13 protein-coding genes are annotated in these 18,680 nt (G+C 61.7%); 8 read left to right on the forward strand and 5 right to left on the reverse strand.

The window, feature by feature from the left end:
* Nucleotides 1-171 precede the first annotated feature (171 nt).
* From cysI to sS8_RS10825, 4 genes are all read right to left on the reverse strand, one after another.
* Nucleotides 172-1,872 carry an assimilatory sulfite reductase (NADPH) hemoprotein subunit gene (cysI, locus tag sS8_RS10810; RefSeq protein ID WP_119629655.1) on the reverse strand — a complete coding sequence of 567 codons (1,701 nt, stop codon included), beginning with the start codon at nucleotides 1,870-1,872 and terminating at the stop codon, nucleotides 172-174.
* A gap of 10 nt (nucleotides 1,873-1,882) precedes the next feature.
* Nucleotides 1,883-3,676 (reverse strand): assimilatory sulfite reductase (NADPH) flavoprotein subunit, encoded by a 1,794-nt coding sequence (locus sS8_RS10815; protein ID WP_119629656.1) that lies wholly within the window; start codon nucleotides 3,674-3,676, stop codon nucleotides 1,883-1,885.
* Between the two features lie 511 nt (nucleotides 3,677-4,187).
* Nucleotides 4,188-6,269: a carbon starvation CstA family protein gene (locus tag sS8_RS10820; protein WP_119629657.1), complete on the reverse strand. Its 2,082-nt coding sequence runs from the start codon at nucleotides 6,267-6,269 to the stop codon at nucleotides 4,188-4,190.
* A gap of 171 nt (nucleotides 6,270-6,440) precedes the next feature.
* Nucleotides 6,441-7,613: a pyridoxal phosphate-dependent aminotransferase gene (locus sS8_RS10825; protein ID WP_197716737.1), complete on the reverse strand. Its 1,173-nt coding sequence runs from the start codon at nucleotides 7,611-7,613 to the stop codon at nucleotides 6,441-6,443.
* A 130-nt stretch (nucleotides 7,614-7,743) separates the two neighbouring features.
* Here sS8_RS10825 and sS8_RS10830 point away from each other — a divergent pair, with 130 nt between their 5' ends.
* The 6 genes from sS8_RS10830 to sS8_RS10855 all read left to right on the forward strand — a co-directional run bounded on the left by sS8_RS10830 (nucleotide 7,744) and on the right by sS8_RS10855 (nucleotide 13,182).
* Nucleotides 7,744-9,069 carry a TRZ/ATZ family hydrolase gene (locus tag sS8_RS10830; protein WP_119629658.1) on the forward strand — a complete coding sequence of 442 codons (1,326 nt, stop codon included), beginning with the start codon at nucleotides 7,744-7,746 and terminating at the stop codon, nucleotides 9,067-9,069.
* Nucleotides 9,066-9,776, forward strand: a complete 711-nt coding sequence (ubiG, locus tag sS8_RS10835; RefSeq protein ID WP_119629659.1) for a bifunctional 2-polyprenyl-6-hydroxyphenol methylase/3-demethylubiquinol 3-O-methyltransferase UbiG — start codon at nucleotides 9,066-9,068, stop codon at nucleotides 9,774-9,776. The genes sS8_RS10830 and ubiG overlap by 4 nt, the downstream gene beginning before the upstream one ends.
* 4 nt (nucleotides 9,777-9,780) lie before the next feature.
* Nucleotides 9,781-10,458, forward strand: coding sequence for a phosphoglycolate phosphatase (gph, locus tag sS8_RS10840; RefSeq protein ID WP_119629660.1), 678 nt, complete (start codon nucleotides 9,781-9,783; stop codon nucleotides 10,456-10,458).
* Entirely contained in the window at nucleotides 10,455-11,168 is a 714-nt protein-coding gene (locus sS8_RS10845; protein ID WP_119629661.1) for an SDR family NAD(P)-dependent oxidoreductase, read from the forward strand. Before gph ends, sS8_RS10845 begins: the two co-directional genes overlap by 4 nt.
* Nucleotides 11,169-11,183: 15 nt before the next feature.
* Nucleotides 11,184-11,738 (forward strand): putative Fe-S cluster assembly protein SufT, encoded by a 555-nt coding sequence (sufT, locus tag sS8_RS10850; RefSeq protein ID WP_119629662.1) that lies wholly within the window; start codon nucleotides 11,184-11,186, stop codon nucleotides 11,736-11,738.
* 241 nt (nucleotides 11,739-11,979) lie between these two features.
* Nucleotides 11,980-13,182 (forward strand): cytochrome P450, encoded by a 1,203-nt coding sequence (locus tag sS8_RS10855; protein ID WP_119629663.1) that lies wholly within the window; start codon nucleotides 11,980-11,982, stop codon nucleotides 13,180-13,182.
* A gap of 359 nt (nucleotides 13,183-13,541) precedes the next feature.
* Here the strand turns inward: sS8_RS10855 and sS8_RS10860 are convergent, their stop codons facing one another.
* Nucleotides 13,542-14,594 (reverse strand): fatty acid desaturase, encoded by a 1,053-nt coding sequence (locus tag sS8_RS10860; RefSeq protein ID WP_232020597.1) that lies wholly within the window; start codon nucleotides 14,592-14,594, stop codon nucleotides 13,542-13,544.
* Between the two features lie 18 nt (nucleotides 14,595-14,612).
* On the opposite strand from sS8_RS10860, the gene sS8_RS10865 reads away from it, so the two are divergent.
* Complete coding sequence (locus tag sS8_RS10865; RefSeq protein ID WP_119629664.1) at nucleotides 14,613-16,376, forward strand: carbamoyltransferase family protein; 1,764 nt, start codon at nucleotides 14,613-14,615, stop codon at nucleotides 16,374-16,376.
* Nucleotides 16,373-18,487: an iron-containing redox enzyme family protein gene (locus sS8_RS10870; RefSeq protein WP_119629665.1), complete on the forward strand. Its 2,115-nt coding sequence runs from the start codon at nucleotides 16,373-16,375 to the stop codon at nucleotides 18,485-18,487. The genes sS8_RS10865 and sS8_RS10870 overlap by 4 nt, the downstream gene beginning before the upstream one ends.
* Nucleotides 18,488-18,680 lie beyond the last annotated feature (193 nt).

Genomic DNA, 18,680 nt, shown 5'->3' on the forward strand with positions numbered 1-18,680 from the left:
TTCCGAAGTCAATGTGTCCGAAAGCCCATCGAAAATGAATTGACTATCGATAACAAACGATCAGGTAGAGAATCAAATTTTTGCCCAAAGGTCAACCGATGTTACAAATACAAGTACGCTTCGCGGTTTCGAACGAGACAAAAACCCATGGCAACTTGCGGCTCCGGCCATTCAGCGCCGCTGCTGAAATTCGCGTCCACGCCCGGCTTCGGAGACATATCCGGCGCGAATCACGAAATCGCCGAAAGATTCTGCCGTTCGCCGCTCGCGTGCGTAGTGCGCGATCATGGGACTCAGCACCTCCACGATTTCGTCTTCCGACAACCCTTCCCGATACAGCGCATTCAAGCGGCTGCCGTCGAAACCCGCACCCAGGTAGAGGTTGTACCTTCCGAGGCTCTTGCCGACCAATCCGATTTCGCCGAGATGCGGCCGCGCGCAGCCGTTGGGACAGCCGGTGACCCTGAGCGTAATGGCGTCTTTCTCCAATCCGGCGTTCTTGAACAACGGCTCCAGCCGCGCCAGCAGCGTCGGCAGCCAGCGCTCGCTCTCGGCCATGGCCAGTCCGCAAGTGGGCAAGGCCACGCATGACAGGGCGTTCCGGCGCAAACCGCTCCACCGCTCGGCGTCGGGTATCCGATACCGGTCGAGCAAGGCGTCGATCTTGGGTCTGGCGGCGTCGCTGATCCTCGCAATGATCAGGTTCTGATTGGCGGTCAGACGAAAATCGCCCTCGTGAATGGCGGCGATTTCGCGCAATCCGGTCAGCCACGAGGTTTCGGGCGTGTCTCTCAAACGCCCACTGAGGATCCCCAGTGTTAAGTGCCAATGTCCCCGGCCGTCCCGTATCCATCCGAAACGGTCGCCGGTGCTTTCGAAGCGGAATGGACGCGCCGCTTCGAGCGCCCAACCGAGCCGAGTTTCCAATTCGGCCTTGAACCAGTCCGTACCCCGGTCATCCAGGGTGTACTTCAGTCGGGCATGCTTGCGATTGCTTCGATCGCCGAAATCGCGCTGCACCCCGAGTACCTTTTCGGCGACGTCCAGGAGCCGGTCGGGCCGGCAAAAACCGATGACTTCACCCAGCCGCGGATAGGTTGACGGCTCGTTATGGCTCATGCCCATGCCGCCGCCCACGGCGATGTTGAAACCGAGCAGCGTATCGCGGTCGGCGATGGCGATGAACCCTAGGTCCTGGGCGTAAACATCGATATCGTTGTGCGGCAGCAGCGCGATACCGATCTTGAACTTGCGCGGCAGATAGTGCCTGCCGTACAGTGGTTCTTCCTCGGCCGGCGTGCCGGCCACGCGCTCTTCATCCAGCCAGATTTCATGGTAGGCCCGCGTCTTCGGCAGCAGATGCGTGCTGAGACGCCTGCTCCAGTCGTAGAGTTCGCCGTGTAGCGGAGACAGATAGGGATTGTTGTGGCAGACCACGTTGCGGTTGACGTCCCCGCACGCCGCGATGGTATTGAGCAAGGCATGGTTGATGCCGGCGATGGTCGCCTTCAGATGGCGTTTCACCACGCCATGGAACTGGAACGTCTGGCGGGTCGTGATGCGCAGCGAACCTTGGCCGTAGCGGCGGGCCAACTCATCCAGTTGCAGCCATTGCCCGGGCGTGCACACGCCGCCCGGCATACGCACCCGGACCATGAACCCGTAGGCCGGCTCCAGCTTCTGCCGCTGGCGCTCATTGCGGAGGTCCCGGTCATCCTGCAGATAGGTGCCGTGGAACTTGAGCAGCTTGGCATCTTCCGGCGATACGGCGCCAGTGGCGGGATCGGCCAGGCTTTCCTCTATCGTGCCGCGCAGATAACGGCTGCGCGCCTTGAGATCTTCGTCTTCGCTAAAGTATATGCGCTCTTCCATAGCGGCCTCCTCAATACACGTCGCGCTGGTAGCGTTTCGAGGCCTGCAGGTTCCGGACATAATCCTCGGCGCGTTCACGGTCGCAGCCGCCTTCCTTCGCCACGACGGAAAGCAAAGCCTCGTGCACGTCCGCAGCCATCCGTTGAGCATCGCCGCAGACATAAAAATGGGCACCCTCTTCCAGCCAGGCGTACAGCGCGCGGCCTTGCTCGAGCATCCGGTGCTGCACGTAGGCCTTGCCGCCCTCGTCGCGGGAGAACGCCACGTCGATTCGGCTCAAAAGACCGTTTTTCCGATGAGCCAACCATTCCCGCTGATACAGGAAGTCGGTATGGAAATTCCGGTCGCCGAAGAACAGCCAGTTCCTGCCTTTGGCTCCCGATGCCTCCCGCTCCGCCAGAAAAGCGCGGAAAGGCGCCACGCCCGTGCCCGGCCCCACCATGACGATCGGAACATCGGGATCCTCGGGCAGCCGGAAGTTAGGATTGCTGTCGACATACACCGGCACTCGTCCGTCCTCCGCGACCCGATCAGCCAGAAAAGTCGAAGCGACACCCTGGCGTTCCATCCCGTGACTCTCGTATCGCACCACGCCCACAGTGAGATGGACCTCGTCCGGATTGGCGTTCGGGCTGGATGCGATGGAATAGAGCCGCGGCGGCAGTTTTCGCAGCATGGCGACGAACCGGTCGGCGCTGATGCCGGGCACGGGATAGCGGCGCACCACGTCGATGATTTCGCGTCCATCGAGAAAATCCCGTAGCCGCGACCGGTTCTCTTCCTTGAGCAACTCGGTCAATTCATGCGAGCCGGACAGCTCCGCATATTTCTCCAGGAACGGCCGGGTGAGCGTGGTAATTTCGTAATGATGCAGAAGCGCGCCTTCCAGCGTGGTTTCAACACCATCGGCTCCGGGAACGGTTGCGTTCGGAGCGAGCCCGGTGCTCTCCATGAGAGCGGCCACCCGTTCCGGCCAGTTCGAGGGCATCACGCCCAAAGCGTCTCCCGGTTCGTAGCGCAATCCGGAATCCTCGATGGAAAGCTCGATGTGGCGTACGTCCTTGGTGGAACCGCGCCCGGTCAGACGGATGTTTTCCAGCACGCTGGCCGGGAACGGATGTTTCTTCGAATACGCGACAGACTGCTCGATCGCTGCCGCCGCCGCGACTCCCGCCCGGGAAGATCCGCCCTCGGCCAACGCGCCCAATACGCCTTCCATCCAACTTTCCGCGGCTTCCTCGTAATCCACGTCGCAATCGGCACGGGGAAAAATCCGCGTAGCGCCCAGCTCCTCCAGCCGGCTGTCGAATTCGCGCCCCGTATGGCAGAAATATTCATAGCTCGTGTCGCCCAGGGCCAGCACGGAAAATTGCAGCCCCTCCAGCCCAGGGGCTTTCTTCCCGTGCAGGAACTCGTAAAACGGGCGCGCATTGTCCGGCGGATCACCCTCGCCATAGGTACTCACGATCACCAATAGACTACTGTCGCGTTTGAGCTGGGCACCTTTATAGCTGGCCATGTCCTCCAGCCGCGCCGCGATGCCGCTCTGCTGCAGCCGGGCATACAGTGCGTTGGCGAGCTTTTCGGCGTTTCCGGTCTGCGAACCGAAAAGCACGGTAACCGCCGACGACAGTTCCGGAACTCGGAGCGACGAAGACTGATCAAGCTTTTGAGCGGCGTCGCCGAACCCTGCCAAATATCCGCTGGCCCAGAGTCTCTGCTCGGGCGAGAGCTGTTCCGCCAAACCTTTCAATAGTTCCCATTGTTGCGAGGCCAAAGGGCCGTGGCTTTTGTTCACTGACATGTTTCCTGAACGAGTTGTTGCCGAAAAAGGGTTAGCGGTTGGACCGGCGTCGACGCGTGTTTACACGGCGAGTGGATTGAAAGGCTCAAGCTGAATTCGACGGTTGGACGCTTCCTGAGACATCGCCGGCGCTGCTCCCTCCGGAGAAAGGCCGGGGAAGGGGAAAGCGGCCGTCGACGTGGTTTTACAATCATTTGGGAGATTTAGCGGCGGTTTTCAGGATCAAATCGTCGCGGTAACACATCGAAGTCGAATCCGCTCCGGAGGATATCTTTTTTGAAGATGCCAAGGATCTGCCCTGGCCTCAAACGGACCCTTTGGACGAAAAGCCAGTACCCCTGTTCGGTGCACCGGCTTTCGGCAGTTCGGCCAGCATGGCTTGAATGCGGCGACTATAGCAGGGATATAGGCTCTAGGAGAAAGAACAAAACGTCACTTGGTTAAACGTCCTGGCAATATGGCGCCTCTCGCCGGAATCCGAATTTTCCGCCGGCTTTCCGTTCGAATTTCGTCAATCCCTCACCCAGTCCTCGACGAGCCGGCTCGGGACATGCGGCGATTCGCTGAGCGGCGGATGAGGCTTTCTGGCCACAATCAACCCGCAGACCCGCAACGTGTCCGCAGCCAGAATCCAGGAAACGGCCAGGAACAGCGCGGTCAGTCCGGCATCGAGATAATCGTTGAAGATAAGCTGCGGAGCCTTGGCGGCTTGGTCCGGAGACAGAACTCCCGCCGCCAGCTTGTCGCTCAGGTCCCGTGCGTGAGCCAGAAAGCCGATTCGAAGCTCCCGGCTGAACAGTTTTTCCCAGGCCGCCGACGTCGTGATGATCAGAAGCCACGTCAAGGGCGCGCCGGTCACCCAGGCGTAGCGGAGCTTTCCGGTCTTGACCAGTATGGTCGTGGCCACGCACAGCGCGATACCGGCCAGCATCTGATTGGCGATGCCGAACAGAGGCCACAGGCTGTTGATACCGCCCAGGGGATCGATGGTGCCGATGTAAAGCAGATAGCCCCAGCCGGCCACGACCAGCCCGCTGGTCAGCAGCACGCCGGGATACCAGCCGGTCCGCCCCAGAGCCGGTACCCAGTTGCCGAAAATGTCCTGCAGCATGAAACGGGCGACGCGGGTGCCGGCATCCAGCGTCGTCAGGATGAACAGCGCTTCGAACATGATGGCGAAGTGATACCAGAGCGAGAGCAATCCCTTTCCGAAAGCGCTGGCGAACAGGGTTGCCATGCCCACCGCCAGCGAAGGTGCGCCGCCGGTGCGGGCGAACAGGGTGGACTCGCCCATTTGCTGAGCCAGCGCATACATCTGTCCGACGGTCACCGGGAATCCCCAGGACGAAATTTTGGCTGCCGCTTCCGCAGCATCCTTTCCCACCACGCCTGCCGGACTATTGATGGCGAAATAGACGCCGGGATCGAGCACCGTCGCCGCCACCATGGCCATGATGGCCACGAACGACTCCATCACCATCGCGCCGTAGCCGATGAAACGGGCGTCGGCCTCGTTCGCCAGGAGCTTGGGCGTGGTCCCCGACGAAATCAGGGAATGGAAGCCGGAAATGGCGCCGCAGGCGATGGTGATGAACACGAACGGGAACAGCGTGCCGCCGAAGATGGGTCCGCTGCCGTCGACGAATCGGGTCAGCGCCGGCATCTTCACCTCGGGATGAAGAATGACGATGGCCACCGCCAAAGCCCCGATCGTTCCCAGTTTCATGAACGTGGACAGATAGTCGCGCGGAGCCAGAAGCAGCCATACCGGCAGCACCGCGGCGGCGAAGCCGTAGGCGATAACCATCAACGCCAATTGCGGTCCCTCGTAGTCGAACCAAGGTCTGACGCCCGCCGCGCCGTCAATGGCGCCGCCGCCCCAAACCGCCAGCAGCAGCAAGGCCACGCCCAGCACCGTCGCTTCGATCACCCTGCCGGGCCGAAGGTGCCGCATATAAATGCCCACCATCATGGCGATGGGTATGGTCGCCGCCACGGTGGAGGTGGCCCAGGGGCTGTGCTTCATGGCGTTCACCACCACCAGGCCCAGCACCGCGATGAGAATGATCATGATGCACATGACGCCGAGCAGCGCCGCGCTCCCGCCGATGGGGCCGAGTTCGTCGCGGGCCATCTGGCCCAGGGAACGGCCGTCACGGCGGATGGAACAGAACAGGATCACGAAATCCTGCACGCAGCCGCCGATGACGGCGCCTATCAGGATCCACAAGGTGCCCGGCAGATAACCGAACTGCGCCGCCAGGGTCGGACCAATCAAAGGCCCCGGACCTGCGATGGCGGCGAAATGATGGCCGAACACCACCCAGCGGTTCGTCGGCACGAAATCGCGCCCGTCATTGAAACGCTCGGCCGGGGTCGCCCGCGTACCGTCCAGACCCAGAACCCGGGCTGCGACAAAGGCGCTGTAGAAACGATAGCCCAAAGCGTAGACACAGACCGCCGCGGTCACGAACCAGAGGCTGTTGACGCTTTCCCCCCGATTCAAGGCGATGCCGCCGAACGCCGATGCTCCGATCAACGCCACCAGGAGCCAGATGACCCATTTTCGAAAGCTCGAACCCTGTTCTTTCATTTTTCTGCGCTCTCAATTCGGAATAGCCGAGGCCAATGTATTCAAAATGCGCCATAGGATAAGGCCAAATCGAGCCTGAGCGTAAACCCGGTCCGACGCTTCCTCCAGCCGGTTCGATCCGGACCCTTTTCGACCTTGCCGCCCTTCTTCCGGGCGATCTTCGACCTCTGTTCAAGCCCCCGTTATCTCGTGCAACCCTTGCACCAGCCGGCGCGTTCCCGCGGCGGCGGTGCCGGGCTCGAGGGCGCCGTAGGCAACCCTGAGATAACAACCCTTCTCCAGTCCGAATGCCGTACCGGGAATGACAGCCACCTTGTGTTCCCGGATTAGCCTTTGCGCGACCGTCATCGAATCCAGATCGGTAGCGAGCTTCAGCAGCAGGTAAAACGCGCCGCTGGCTTCCGGAACCCGGCAGATATCGGCCACGCTCCGCAATTCGTCCAGAACGATGCCGCGAACCCGAGCGATGGTCTCCAGCCTTTCGCGGCAATAAGCCGACCCCGTCGACAATGCGCCAACCGCGGCGTGCTGCGAAATCGAAGGCGCGCAGATGAGATTGGTGTCCTGCGCCTTAAGCACCGCCTCGTATAAATGGTCCGGAATGACCATGTAACCGATCCGCCAGCCCGCGAACCCGTAAGCCTTGGAAAGCGAGAACAGGGAGATGGTGTGGGGCGCGGAGTTTTCCACTGCAGCCGGCGAGAAATGCTTGGCGCCGTAGGTGAAATATTCGTAGGCTTCGTCGCTGATATGATAAATCCCGTGTTCCCGGCAGATGGTGTTGACTGTCCGCAGAGCCTCTTCCGAATAAACCGCTCCGCTGGGATTGTTCGGCGATATGGTGACGATCGCCCGGGTCCTTTCGTTAATGGCGGACTTGATGAGATCGGGCCGCAGTTGGTAGTTCTCGTCCGTGGGTACCAACACCGGCGTGCAGTTGAGCATCCGGATGGCCATTTCCTGGTTGAAATAATACGGAAGCGGCAGAATGACTTCGTCTTCCGGGTCGGCGATCGCGAACAAGGCATTCAAGAAACCCATGTTTCCCCCGGCCGTCACGACGATGCGTCTTCCGCCGGCGCAGTCGATTCCATTCTCCGCTGCCAGTTTTTCCTCGATCAGCTCGAGCAGCCTTGGCAGGCCTTGCACCGGACCGTACTTATGATTTTCCGGTTTCGCGAAGAAATCCCGGATTTCTTCCGCGGCCGCGGGCGGCGGACCGTAGAACACCACCCCCTGCCCCAGCGAGATCGTTCCCGGATGGTTTCGGATCAGTTCGGCAATCACGGGGATGATGGGCGCTTGCACGGCCGCCATGCGCCGGCTGACCTTGGGTTCAGGCATGATCGGATCACACTTTGAAAAACGCGAATTGTAAGGTGGTTTGCAGCATCGGTTAAAATGCTCCCGGTTCGGCGCGAGATGCACAGGCCGGATGCCCGTGATAAAGTTTAGTGAAACACTAGGTAATCAAATGCTGATCGACACTCTGCTCAAGGCGCGCTGGATCATTCCGGTGGAGCCCGACCGTACCGTGCTGGACAATCATGCGCTCGCCGTCCACGGCGGTCGGATTATCGACATACTGCCGATCCCGGAAGCCGATGCCAAATATCAAGCGGCGTCGGTGGAGTCGTTCGACCGGCATGCCCTGATCCCCGGTTTCGTCAACGCCCATACCCATGCCGCCATGTCGCTGTTGCGCGGTGTGGCCGACGATCGCCCTTTAATGGAATGGCTGCTCGATCATATCTGGCCGCTGGAACAGAAATGGGTCAGCGAAACCTTCGTCCGCGACGGTACCGATCTGGCAATGGCCGAGATGATCCGCGGCGGCGTGACCTGCTTCAACGACATGTATTTCTTTCCCGAAGTCACCGCCCGCCAGGCTGCGCGTTACGGCCTGCGTGCCGTGGTCGGGCTGATCCTGATCGATTTCCCCAGCGCCTGGGCCAGCGGACCCGACGATTATCTGTCCAAGGGCCTGGCGCTGCACGACGAACTTCGCCACAACCCGCTGGTCACCGCCGCTTTCGCTCCTCATGCGCCCTACTCCGTCTCGGATGAACCTCTGCTGAAAATTCGCACCCTGGCTGCGGAACTGGACCGTCCGATTCACATGCACTTGCACGAAACCCGGGACGAAATCGATCAGGGCCGGCAGCATTACGGCATGCGCCCCATGAAGAGGCTGCAGCAGCTGGATGTTTTGGGTCCCTCTTTCGTGGCGGTGCACATGACCCAGCTGACGGACGAGGAAATCGCGCAGTTTGCCGAATCGGGCGGCAGCGTGGTGCATTGTCCGGAATCCAATCTGAAACTGGCGAGCGGTTTCTGCCCGGTCGCCAGACTCATCGATGCCGGCGTCAACGTTGCCATCGGCACGGATGGGGCGGCCAGCAACAACGATCTCGACGTGATGGGCGAAATGCGCGCCGCCGCTCTGTTGGCCAAAGCGGTCTCCAACAATGCCGCAGCGGTCCCGGCCCACACCGCTCTGCGCATGGCGACGCTGAACGGCGCCAAGGCCTTGGGACTCGAAGCCGACATCGGCTCTCTGGAGGTGGGAAAAGCCGCCGATATCACGGCGATACGGCTCGACGATCTCGAAACCCAACCGCTGTACGACCCGATCTCGAATGTCGTCTACGCGGCCGGACGCCATCAGGTCAGCGACGTATGGGTGGCCGGACGCCGGCTTCTGAAAAACCGCGAACTGACCACGCTCGACATCGAAGAACTGTTTCAGAAAACCGCGGCATGGCGGGAAAAACTCACCAGCGTACAGGAACGTCCATGACGACTACCGAAAACGTCCACGAACACGAAATCCGGAAATTCGGCTTGCTGGCCGATCGGTGGTGGGACCCCGACGGCGAATTCAAGACGCTGCACGCGGTCAATCCCTTGCGCATACAGTTCATCCGCTCCTTCGCGGAACTCCACGGCAAGCGCGTTGCCGACGTCGGCTGCGGCGGCGGAATCCTGAGCGAGGGACTGGCGAGAGCCGGCGCGCAAGTGGTCGGCATCGACCTGGGGGAAGAACTCCTGGAGATCGCGAAAGCGCACGCGGAAGAATCGGGGATAGCCGTGGAATACCGGCGGATCAGCGCCGAAACCCTGGCCGAAACCGAACCCGGCAGCTTCGATATCGTGACCTGCATGGAAATGCTGGAACATGTGCCCGACCCGGCATCGGTAGTCGATGCTTGCGCCAGGCTGGTGAAGCCGGGCGGACGGGTCTTCTTCTCCACCCTGAACCGGAAACTGAAGGCGTATCTGCTGGCAATCGTGGGCGCGGAATATCTGCTGAACATGATCCCCAAGGGAACTCACGACTATGCGACCTTCATCAAACCCTCCGAGCTCAGCCGCTGGGCGCGGGAAACGGGGCTCGACCTCCTCGGCATGGACGGTATCGCGTACAACCCGATCACCGGGCAGTTCAGCCTGAGCCGCGACCTGGACGTCAACTACCTGGCGGCGTACGCGAGACCCGAGGAATAAACGCATGGTCGTGAACACCTGGGTTTCCGCCGTGCTGTTCGATCTGGACGGAACCTTGCTCGACACCGCGCCCGATCTGGTCTTCGCCGCTAATGCCGCGCTCGCCGAGGCCGGCATTCCGACGCGCTCCATGGACGAACTCAAGCCCTGCATCTCCGGCGGCGCCGCCGCCATGCTGCGTTGCGCCCTGAACGGCGACCACGAAGAATCGCTCTTCGAGCGCGTGTTGCAGCGGACGCTGACGCTTTACCAAATCCACGTCGCCGATCACACCCGATTTTTCGACGGCGTCGAATCGGTGCTCGGCACACTCGACCGCCACGGCATTCCCTGGGGCATCGTCACCAACAAGACCAGCCGATTCACCGATCCCTTGCTGGAAAAGCTCAAACTGGCCGACCGCGCCCGATGCGTCGTCAGCGGCGACACCACGCCCGAAAAAAAGCCCCATCCCCTGCCGCTTCTGGAAGCCAGCCGGCGCTTGAACCTGAACCCGGAAGCGTGCGTCTATGTCGGCGATGCGCCCGGCGACGTGAAAGCCGGCCGCTGCGCCGGCATGGCGACCCTGACGGCACTGTACGGCTATATCGGCGTGGACGCTGCGCCTCATGACTGGGGCGCCGACGGTCTGCTGGAAACGCCGCGGGATTTGCTGCCCTGGCTGGACGGAGCGCTGTCATGAGTGGTTCGATGCTGAAAGACCGCGTCATTCTGGTTACCGGCGCCGGCGGCGGCCTCGGCTCCGCCGTCGCGAAAATCTGCGCCGCCGAGGGTGCGACGGTCGTCCTGCTCGGGAAAACCATCCCCAGGCTGGAAAAAGTCTACGACGCCATCATCGCCGCCAGCGGGCCGCAACCGGCGATTTATCCGCTGGACCTGGCAGGCGCCGGCGAGGACCATTACCGCGACCTCGCCGCCACCATCGAGCGTGAATTCGGCGCGCTGCACGGACTGGTGCATTGCGCCGCCGAGCTCGGCGTACTCGGCCCGCTGAACGACATCGCCGGCGGGGTGTGGCAACGGCTGCTGCACGTCAATCTGACCGCGCCGTTCCTGCTGACGCGGGAACTCCTGCCGCTGATTTCGAAATCCTCCGCCCCCGGCATCGTTTTCGTCACCGACTCGGTCGCCCGCGCCGGCAAGGCCTATTGGGGCGCTTACGGCGTCGCGAAGAGCGGCCTGGAGGGCTTCGCCCGAATATTGGCGGACGAACTGGAAAGCCGGAAAGTTCAGGTTCACGTGTACGCGCCGGGTCCGATGCAGTCTCCTCTACGGCGGCGCGCGTATCCGGCCGAGGACCCTGCGGGCCTGCCTCTGCCGGAAGTCCAAGCGGAGCAAATCGCGCGCCTTCTGAGTCCAATCGAAACAGCTTCAAGTGCTAATTTTGGTTAACTACGCATAACACCTATGTTCGGTTACGGTCGCGAAAGCATAGTCCTGCAAAGGGATGTCAACGTCGTCCAGATTCCCGACGGCACGCCAGGCTCACTGCCGAAAGGCCACGTGGTCAGCCTGTACCAGTCGCTGGGCGGCAATTTCACCGTGGTCACGGAGCTCGGGCAGATGGTTCGCATCGCCGGAAACGATGCCGATGCCTTGGGCAAAGAACCGCCGATCATCAGCAACCTGGTCAGCGGCACCGACCCCGAATCGGTCGAAAAAAATGTTTGGGAAGTACTGAGAACCATCTTCGATCCGGAAATTCCGGTCAACATCGTTGATTTGGGGCTGGTCTACCACTGCAAGGTGACCCCGGTCGAAGAGGGCAGTAACGACGTCGACATAATCATGACCCTGACCGCTCCCGGCTGCGGCATGGGGCCGGTCCTGCAATACGATGCCGAGGCGGCGGTTAAGAGTCTTCCCGGAGTAAACAAGGTCAACATCGAGGTGGTCTTCGACCCGCCTTGGTCGCGGGACATGATGTCCGAAGTGGCGAAGCTTCAACTGGGATTAATCTGATCCGGCATGGCTGGAAGTGGATTCCCCGTGCAGCCGCGGACGCATACAAGCTCCGCTTGAGAAAACGCCGACTCGAATAGGCGGAGAACAGAGTCGCAATCTTGGCGAGCCGGGCCGCGTCTCCGGGCGAGCACGCAAATCCAATGCCTCCTTCCTCGTCCACGCGGCCAGGATCGGGAATCTTCACTGATCTTCGAGGAATACCTTAAGGAAACTCTTCACTTAAGAAGGGCTCGCCACCATGCTCGACATCGATCTCAACTCCCCGGCATTCTTTGCAGACCCTTATCCGGTCTACGCCAAGCTGCGCGCTGCCGCACCGATCTGCCAACTCATGCCCGGGATCTGGCTGGCCACCCGCTACCGGGATGCCGATCGAATTCTCCGCGACCTCCGCTTCGGCAAGGATTTTCTCGCCGGGGTCGCCCGCCGCTACGGAAAAAACGCCGTCGACGAACCGGCCTTCCGGATGGTGAATCGCTTCATGCTGCTGATGAACCCGCCGGAACACACAAGGCTGCGCACACTCGTCAGCAAGGCATTCAGCGTGAAACAGGCACCGGAACTCCGCCATCTGGCGCAGCGGGAAACCCAACGCCTGATCGACGGCCTGTACGATCTGCACCGCGCCGACCTGGTAAAAGCGTTCGCCTATCCGCTGCCCGTTCGAGTCATCTGCGCGCTGCTCGATATCCAGCTCGAGGATCACCTCCGATTTCTCGAGGATACCCAGGCCCTGGTCAAGGTGTTCGAATTGAACCCGATCAGCGCGACGGAAATCGATGCCGCCAACCGGGCCGCGCAAGCGTTCGAGCGCCATTTCCGCGAAATTTGTCGCGAACGCCGCAAGAATCCGGGCAACGATCTGATTTCCCTGCTCCTGCAAGCGGAAGAAGGCGAAGATCGTCTGAGCGAGGACGAAATCATCGCCAATGTTGTCCTGCTGTTTCTCGCAGGACACGAAACTACCGCCAATATGATCGGCAATGCGCTTCTGACCCTGTTCCGGCATCCCGAGCAACTGGATTTGCTCAGGAAAGACCTTTCGCTGCTGCCGCAGGCCGTGAACGAATGCCTGCGTTACGAGAGTTCGGTCCACATCGCCGCGCGCGTCGCCATGGAGGATGTCGGCGTCGGCGCGGTGACGATACGCCGCGGCGAAACCGTCTATATCAATCTCGGCGCAGCCAACCGCGATCCCGAAATTTTCTCGGCGCCCGACCGATTCCAGATCCGGCGCCCCGCTATGCCGAATAAGCCGATGCCGTTCGGTGGCGGCATGCATTACTGCCTAGGCGCCCGGCTCGCCCGCATCGAGCTGGAAACCGTGCTGGACATGCTTTTCCGCCGACTGCCGGAACTCCGGATCGAGGATATCGACAATCCGACGTGGAAGCCTACCATGACAATCCGCGGCCTGGAGCGATTGCAGAGCCGCTGGTAAAACCGAACCATGCCGACGCAGCCGTTGCCCGAACCGAGGCGTCGGGAAAGGATTCCCGACCTACAAGGCGGCATGTTCGTAGGTCGGCAATCCCTTGCCGACGAAGACGCTCGGTCGGAGCACGGCGTCGGGAAAGGACTCCCGACCTACGGGGTGGCACGGTTGTAGGTCGGCAATCCCTTGCCGACAAAGACGCTCGGTCGGAGCACGGCGTCGGGAAAGGATTCCCGACCTACCAGGTGACACGGTCGTAGGTCGGCAATCCCTTGCCGACGAAGACGCTCGGTCGGGGGGGCATGGCGTCGGGAAAGGATTGCCGACCTACTCACGAGTTCCCGTAGGATAGATATGAAGATGCGCTAGGCGATGTCTTGCGCATCCGCCCAGGCCCGGTACTTCTCGTTGCGCCTCAGTACCATCACGGCCATTCCCCAGTATCCATAAGGCATGACGGGTCCCTGGGCAGATGCCAGGAGATCGGGATAAGGAACCCCCGGACGCCGATGATGATCGGCGTGCCGCGTGAGTCCCAGGAATAAAAACAGACTGACCGCGGAATCGTTGCGCCAGGCAGCGAGGCGCGAGCGCCCGGAGGCTTGGGTCAACCCGTAATGCTGGAAGTAGTTGACGGCTTCCAGGATGCGGACGGCGGTATAGGCGCAATGCAAGAACACCGCTGCCGCCAGGAGCCCGAACAGCCAGACGTACACGGCGAGCCAGAGAGCTTCGGCGGCTGCGCCGGCCAGGGTGGTCCATCGGTCCGTTTCCCAGGCTATTCGCCATTGCTGAATTGCCACGCGCCGAAAAAAGCTTTCATAGCTTTCGCCGGCGACGGCGGTCGAAGGATCCAGCGCGCTGCCCAGCATGGCGTGATGAGCCCTCTTGTGGGCAATCGCGAAATGGTCGTAAAACAGCGTGGCCAGCAGAAACCGTCCCAGCAGGCGCTGCCAGGGGCGATGTCTGTGAACGAATTCATGGGCGGGACAAATGGCCGCACAACAAAAATTGGCGCCGGCCATGATTCGGATGGCCAGCAGGTTGGCCAGGCTGTTCGCAAGCTCGGTCGGATCGCCCCAACTCAGCCTCGAGGCCAAAAGGCCCAAGGCGAGGACATTCAGTAGCTGCAAAAGGGCGAGGGCATACAGAAGGCCGTCGAAGAACCGGCGCGGGACCTCGGCGGGGACCGACCGCCGTTCCCGGGGACCGAAACAATCGGCCGCGAAAAGCGCAGCGAACGGCAGGGTCCAGGCCAGAGCCTGAACGGCTGGATGGGGACCGGTCGCCAAAAACGCGAACAAACAGCCCGGCATGACCAGGCTGAGGCCGAAGCCACACCACCAGGGCGGTAAAAAATCCGGCAGACGAACCGTTCTCGAAACCCCGTCCGCCGCAGTTTTCGTTAGAATGTCCATAGGCTTTCGGAATCGGCGATGAGAAAACACGACCCCCGAACGTACTATGTCGGCCTCTGCGCGACCTATCACGATCCCGCGCTGTCCATTCTGAACGATGAAGGCGAGATCTTGTTTGCGGAGGCGACCGAACGCCACCTTCAATACAAGCGTGCCCTGAATTGCGAACCGGACAACCTGTACCTTGTTCCTAAACTTCTGGGCGAGTATTGCAGCGATGCGGACGAATTCGTCATCGCCTGCAACTGGCGCAAATCCCGGCCGATCTACGAGAGGCTCGCAAAGCACCTCGGCTGGCTGTCGCCGCGAGGCATCCTGAGCGGCCAAGGACGCCGGCTGACCACCTGGCTGGAAATGTACCAGATCCACCATATGCTGGCTTGCCAGCATCACGCGATGCGGCGAATCGGCATCAACCTGGCGCGTACGCTGGGCCGCGACTTCCCCGGCGCGGCGGTCCGCTTCCGCCATTACGACCATCATCTGACCCACGCCGCTCTCGCCTGCTACGCGAGTCCTTTCGACGAGGCGGCCTGCGCGGTGATCGATTCCTACGGCGAAGAAGGCTCGATGGCGTTCTTCGCTTACCGCAACCGGCGCCTGAAATCGCTTTACGAAGCGCGCGGCCCGCTCAGCCTGGGATTCTACTACATGAAGCTCACCGAGCTATGCGGTTTCGACTGGCTGGGCGGCGAGGAATGGAAAGTGATGGGGCTCGCGTCCTACGGGCGGACCGTCCCGGAAGTCTTGAGCTGGCTACGCGGCACGATGCGCGTCGAAGACTTGCGCCTGACGCCCGACTACGAACATTTCTTCGAGTATCTGAGCCGGCTGACAGGCCGTCGGCGACCGGCGGATGAAGCGCCGGAGACCGCCGCCGATCTGGCCCATACCGGCCAGCTTTTTTTCACGGAAACCGTCAACCGCCTCATCACCAACCTCCATGCACGCGCGCCCTCCGATCGTCTGACTCTCGCGGGAGGGTGCGCGCTCAACTCGGTCTGCAACGGTCAGCTTTTGGCCAATACGCCATTCCGGTCGCTTTACGTGCCGCCGGCGCCCGCCGATGACGGCACCGCGCTCGGCGCGGCCCTGCTGGCTTATCACGAGGACCATCCGGACAGCCGGATCGAGCCCCGCACACTTTCGCCCTATCTGGGCAGCCGGATCGAGCGCAACGCGGTGGAACGCCTCGCCCGGCACGGACACCTGCCGGTTCGACACTTGCCGGACGGCGCCGTGGTCTCCGCTGCCGCGGATCTTCTCGCCCGGGGAAAAATCCTGGGCTGGATTCAAGACCGGGCGGAATTCGGTCCCCGCGCGCTCGGCAACCGATCGATCCTGGCCGATCCCCGGCCCCGGGACATGGCGGAACGCATCAACCGCGAGGTCAAGTTCCGCGAGCGTTTCCGTCCCTATGCGCCGGTCGTTCTGCACCAGCACGGCCCGAAATTTTTCGAGGACTACCAGGACAGCCCCTACATGGACCGGACACTGCGCTTCAAATCCGCGGTCCGTGGCAAGGTGCCCGCGGTGGTCCACGTCGACGGCACCGGCCGCTTGCAATCGCTCGAACAGGATCGGAATCCGCGTTTTCACGCCTTGCTCGACGCGTTTCATCGACGCACCGGCGTACCGATGCTGCTCAACACCAGCTTCAATGTCATGGGCAAACCCATCGTGCACAGCGCGGAAGACGCCGCAAGCGTATTCCTCACCTCCGGCCTGGACGGCCTGGTCATCGACGATTATCTGTTCACCAAGCCCGGTAGTCAGCCGTGAATGCGCCGCCGGACCTTCATTCGCTATGCCAGGTTCTGCTGAACGCCTGTCCCGATCGCGGAACCCTGCAAACCGCCGAGGCGCTGGTCAGGGCGGCCCTGCTCACGGCCCAGGGACCGCCCGACTTCCAAACCGAAACATGGTCGCCGGTCAGTCCATCGAGCGTCCCCGACGAAGCCGAACGGCGGTCGCTTGTTCTGGCTCTCGGCCCCGCCATGCTGCTGGAAGGGGCATGGCTAGCCCGCGTTGCTCAGCCGGCCACGGCCCATTTGCCCGTACCCGGCGCCTTGTTCGCGATTTATTGCCGGATGGTCGGTCCGACCAGCGATAGCATTCCCCTTCCCCTCCGGTTTCGAAACCTGCTGACGGCGCTGAACCTGGATCTCCCGCCGCTCTACAGCCCCACGTTTTTCAGCGACCCGCGCTGTCCCGATTTCGCCCTGCACCTGCCCTGCCTCCACCTGAGCCTGCTGCACAGACCCAGGACATTTTTTCCCGAACTGCTGGGCTACACGCTCGCTCATTGCTTCCTGGATCCGGCCTGGTGGGCTCGGCTGGCAGGCGACCGGGATTCGGTCTGGGTTTCGACGCGCGAACGTTTTTTCAACGATGTCCGCCCGCTGGCTTCGGCGGCGCGGGAATCCTATCTCCGCGCCCACGGCGACAGCGAACGTATCCGCGCCGGCTGGCATCTCTACCGCCGAAACTTCGAAGCGCTGCTGCTTGCCGGCTCCGGCGACAGGCATCGCCCCGTCACGGCCCGGGAGGCCATGGCCGATATCGTCAGGACCAAACGCCCGTATGCGGTCGCCTATCATCGCCGGGTGATGCTCCGGGACCGAAGCCTCGATCGATGGCTGGAGGAAGCGGAAAACGATCCGGCGCCCTTGCTGGAAGCGCTGAGGACTTCCCCCCACGTAAATCTCGCATGTCCGGCCGCGTCCCGGCTGATCCGCGCCATGGATTTCGGCGGCTCCATGTTCGGCGCTTTCACCGCCGACGAACGACGGCTATGTCTCGAGTGGATAGAAAATCCCGCGGCCGAGGCGGAATCGAAAGACAGCCGCGGGACGGCTCGCCGCCGCGCCGGCGAAACCGGCACAGCACAAGCGCCATCGAATACCGCCGTTCGACCTGGAAAGCGTTCCGAAAACCGTCGCCGCCTCTTCACGGCTCTGCTCCGTGCCGAATCCAGCGGTGATTGTCCGCCGGAAACCGTGATCGCCGTGGAACGGATGCTTCGCCGCAGCCGATGGCTGGATTGGCTGAAGTCCGCCCGGCATTGCCCCCGGCATTACGATCCGGCCGCTTTCAGCTTATGGATAGAGTCGATTTATCGGCGAGAGGTGCTGCGCTATCGGCCGCCGAGAGGCGATCCCGGGATCGATCGGGAGTTTTGCCTCTGGGCAATTCTGCAGCTCGCGCCAGCCATTCTGGTGGACGGCTGCTGGCTGGCGGGCATTTCGACGGCATCCGAAAATCTCGGGGAGGTCGAACGACATTTATTGCATATCCACGCCGATGAAGTGGGCATGGGCAAACCGGAGCAGAATCATGCCAACGTCTACCGCCGGCTACTGGCGAGTCTGGATCTGGCTGTTCCAGACTTCGAAACCGAGGCATTCGCCCGCGACCCGAGATTCGTCGACGCCGCCTTTGAATTGCCGGCTTACATGCTGGCTATCGGTCTGCTCGGGAATCGCTATTTCCCGGAACTGCTGGGTCTCAATCTCGCCATCGAGCTGAGCGGACTCGGAGCAGCTTATATGCAGGTCGCGGATATCCTTCGTCATCACGGCATCGATCCGGCCATCATTCAGCTTCACCAGACGATCGACAATCTCGAATCCGGCCACGCCGCCCGCGCGCGAGACGCCGTTCTGCTCTACCTGGATCGAATCCGGCGGAGCGATTCGGCGGCCGTGCAAGCCGCCTGGTCCCGAGTTCGGCTGGGTTATCTCTCGCTCGAATCCGCCGTTCTGCCGCTGGCAGGCCGCTTCATACAGCGCTATTGTGCGGATCATCTGAAACCGACCCGCCTGTTCATTCGAAGGAGCGCTGAACGCGACGATCGCAAGCCTGCGGGTTTCGCTCCCGAAGACGAAGCTTAACAATACAATTTTCGCCAAATGCGATACGAAAAAAATAGGTAAACACACGAATGGGCGAGTCGGACCGTTAGAAGGTTATATGCAACTATCGATCGGGCGATCACATGAAAATTCTCAGCTCGTCTTGTCAGGCATAACCCAGACCCTGTAGCCCGGATCGAGATCCGACTGCCCGGCTGATAAGGACAATGGC

The sequence above is a fragment of the Methylocaldum marinum genome, from assembly GCF_003584645.1.
Taxonomy (GTDB): domain Bacteria; phylum Pseudomonadota; class Gammaproteobacteria; order Methylococcales; family Methylococcaceae; genus Methylocaldum; species Methylocaldum marinum.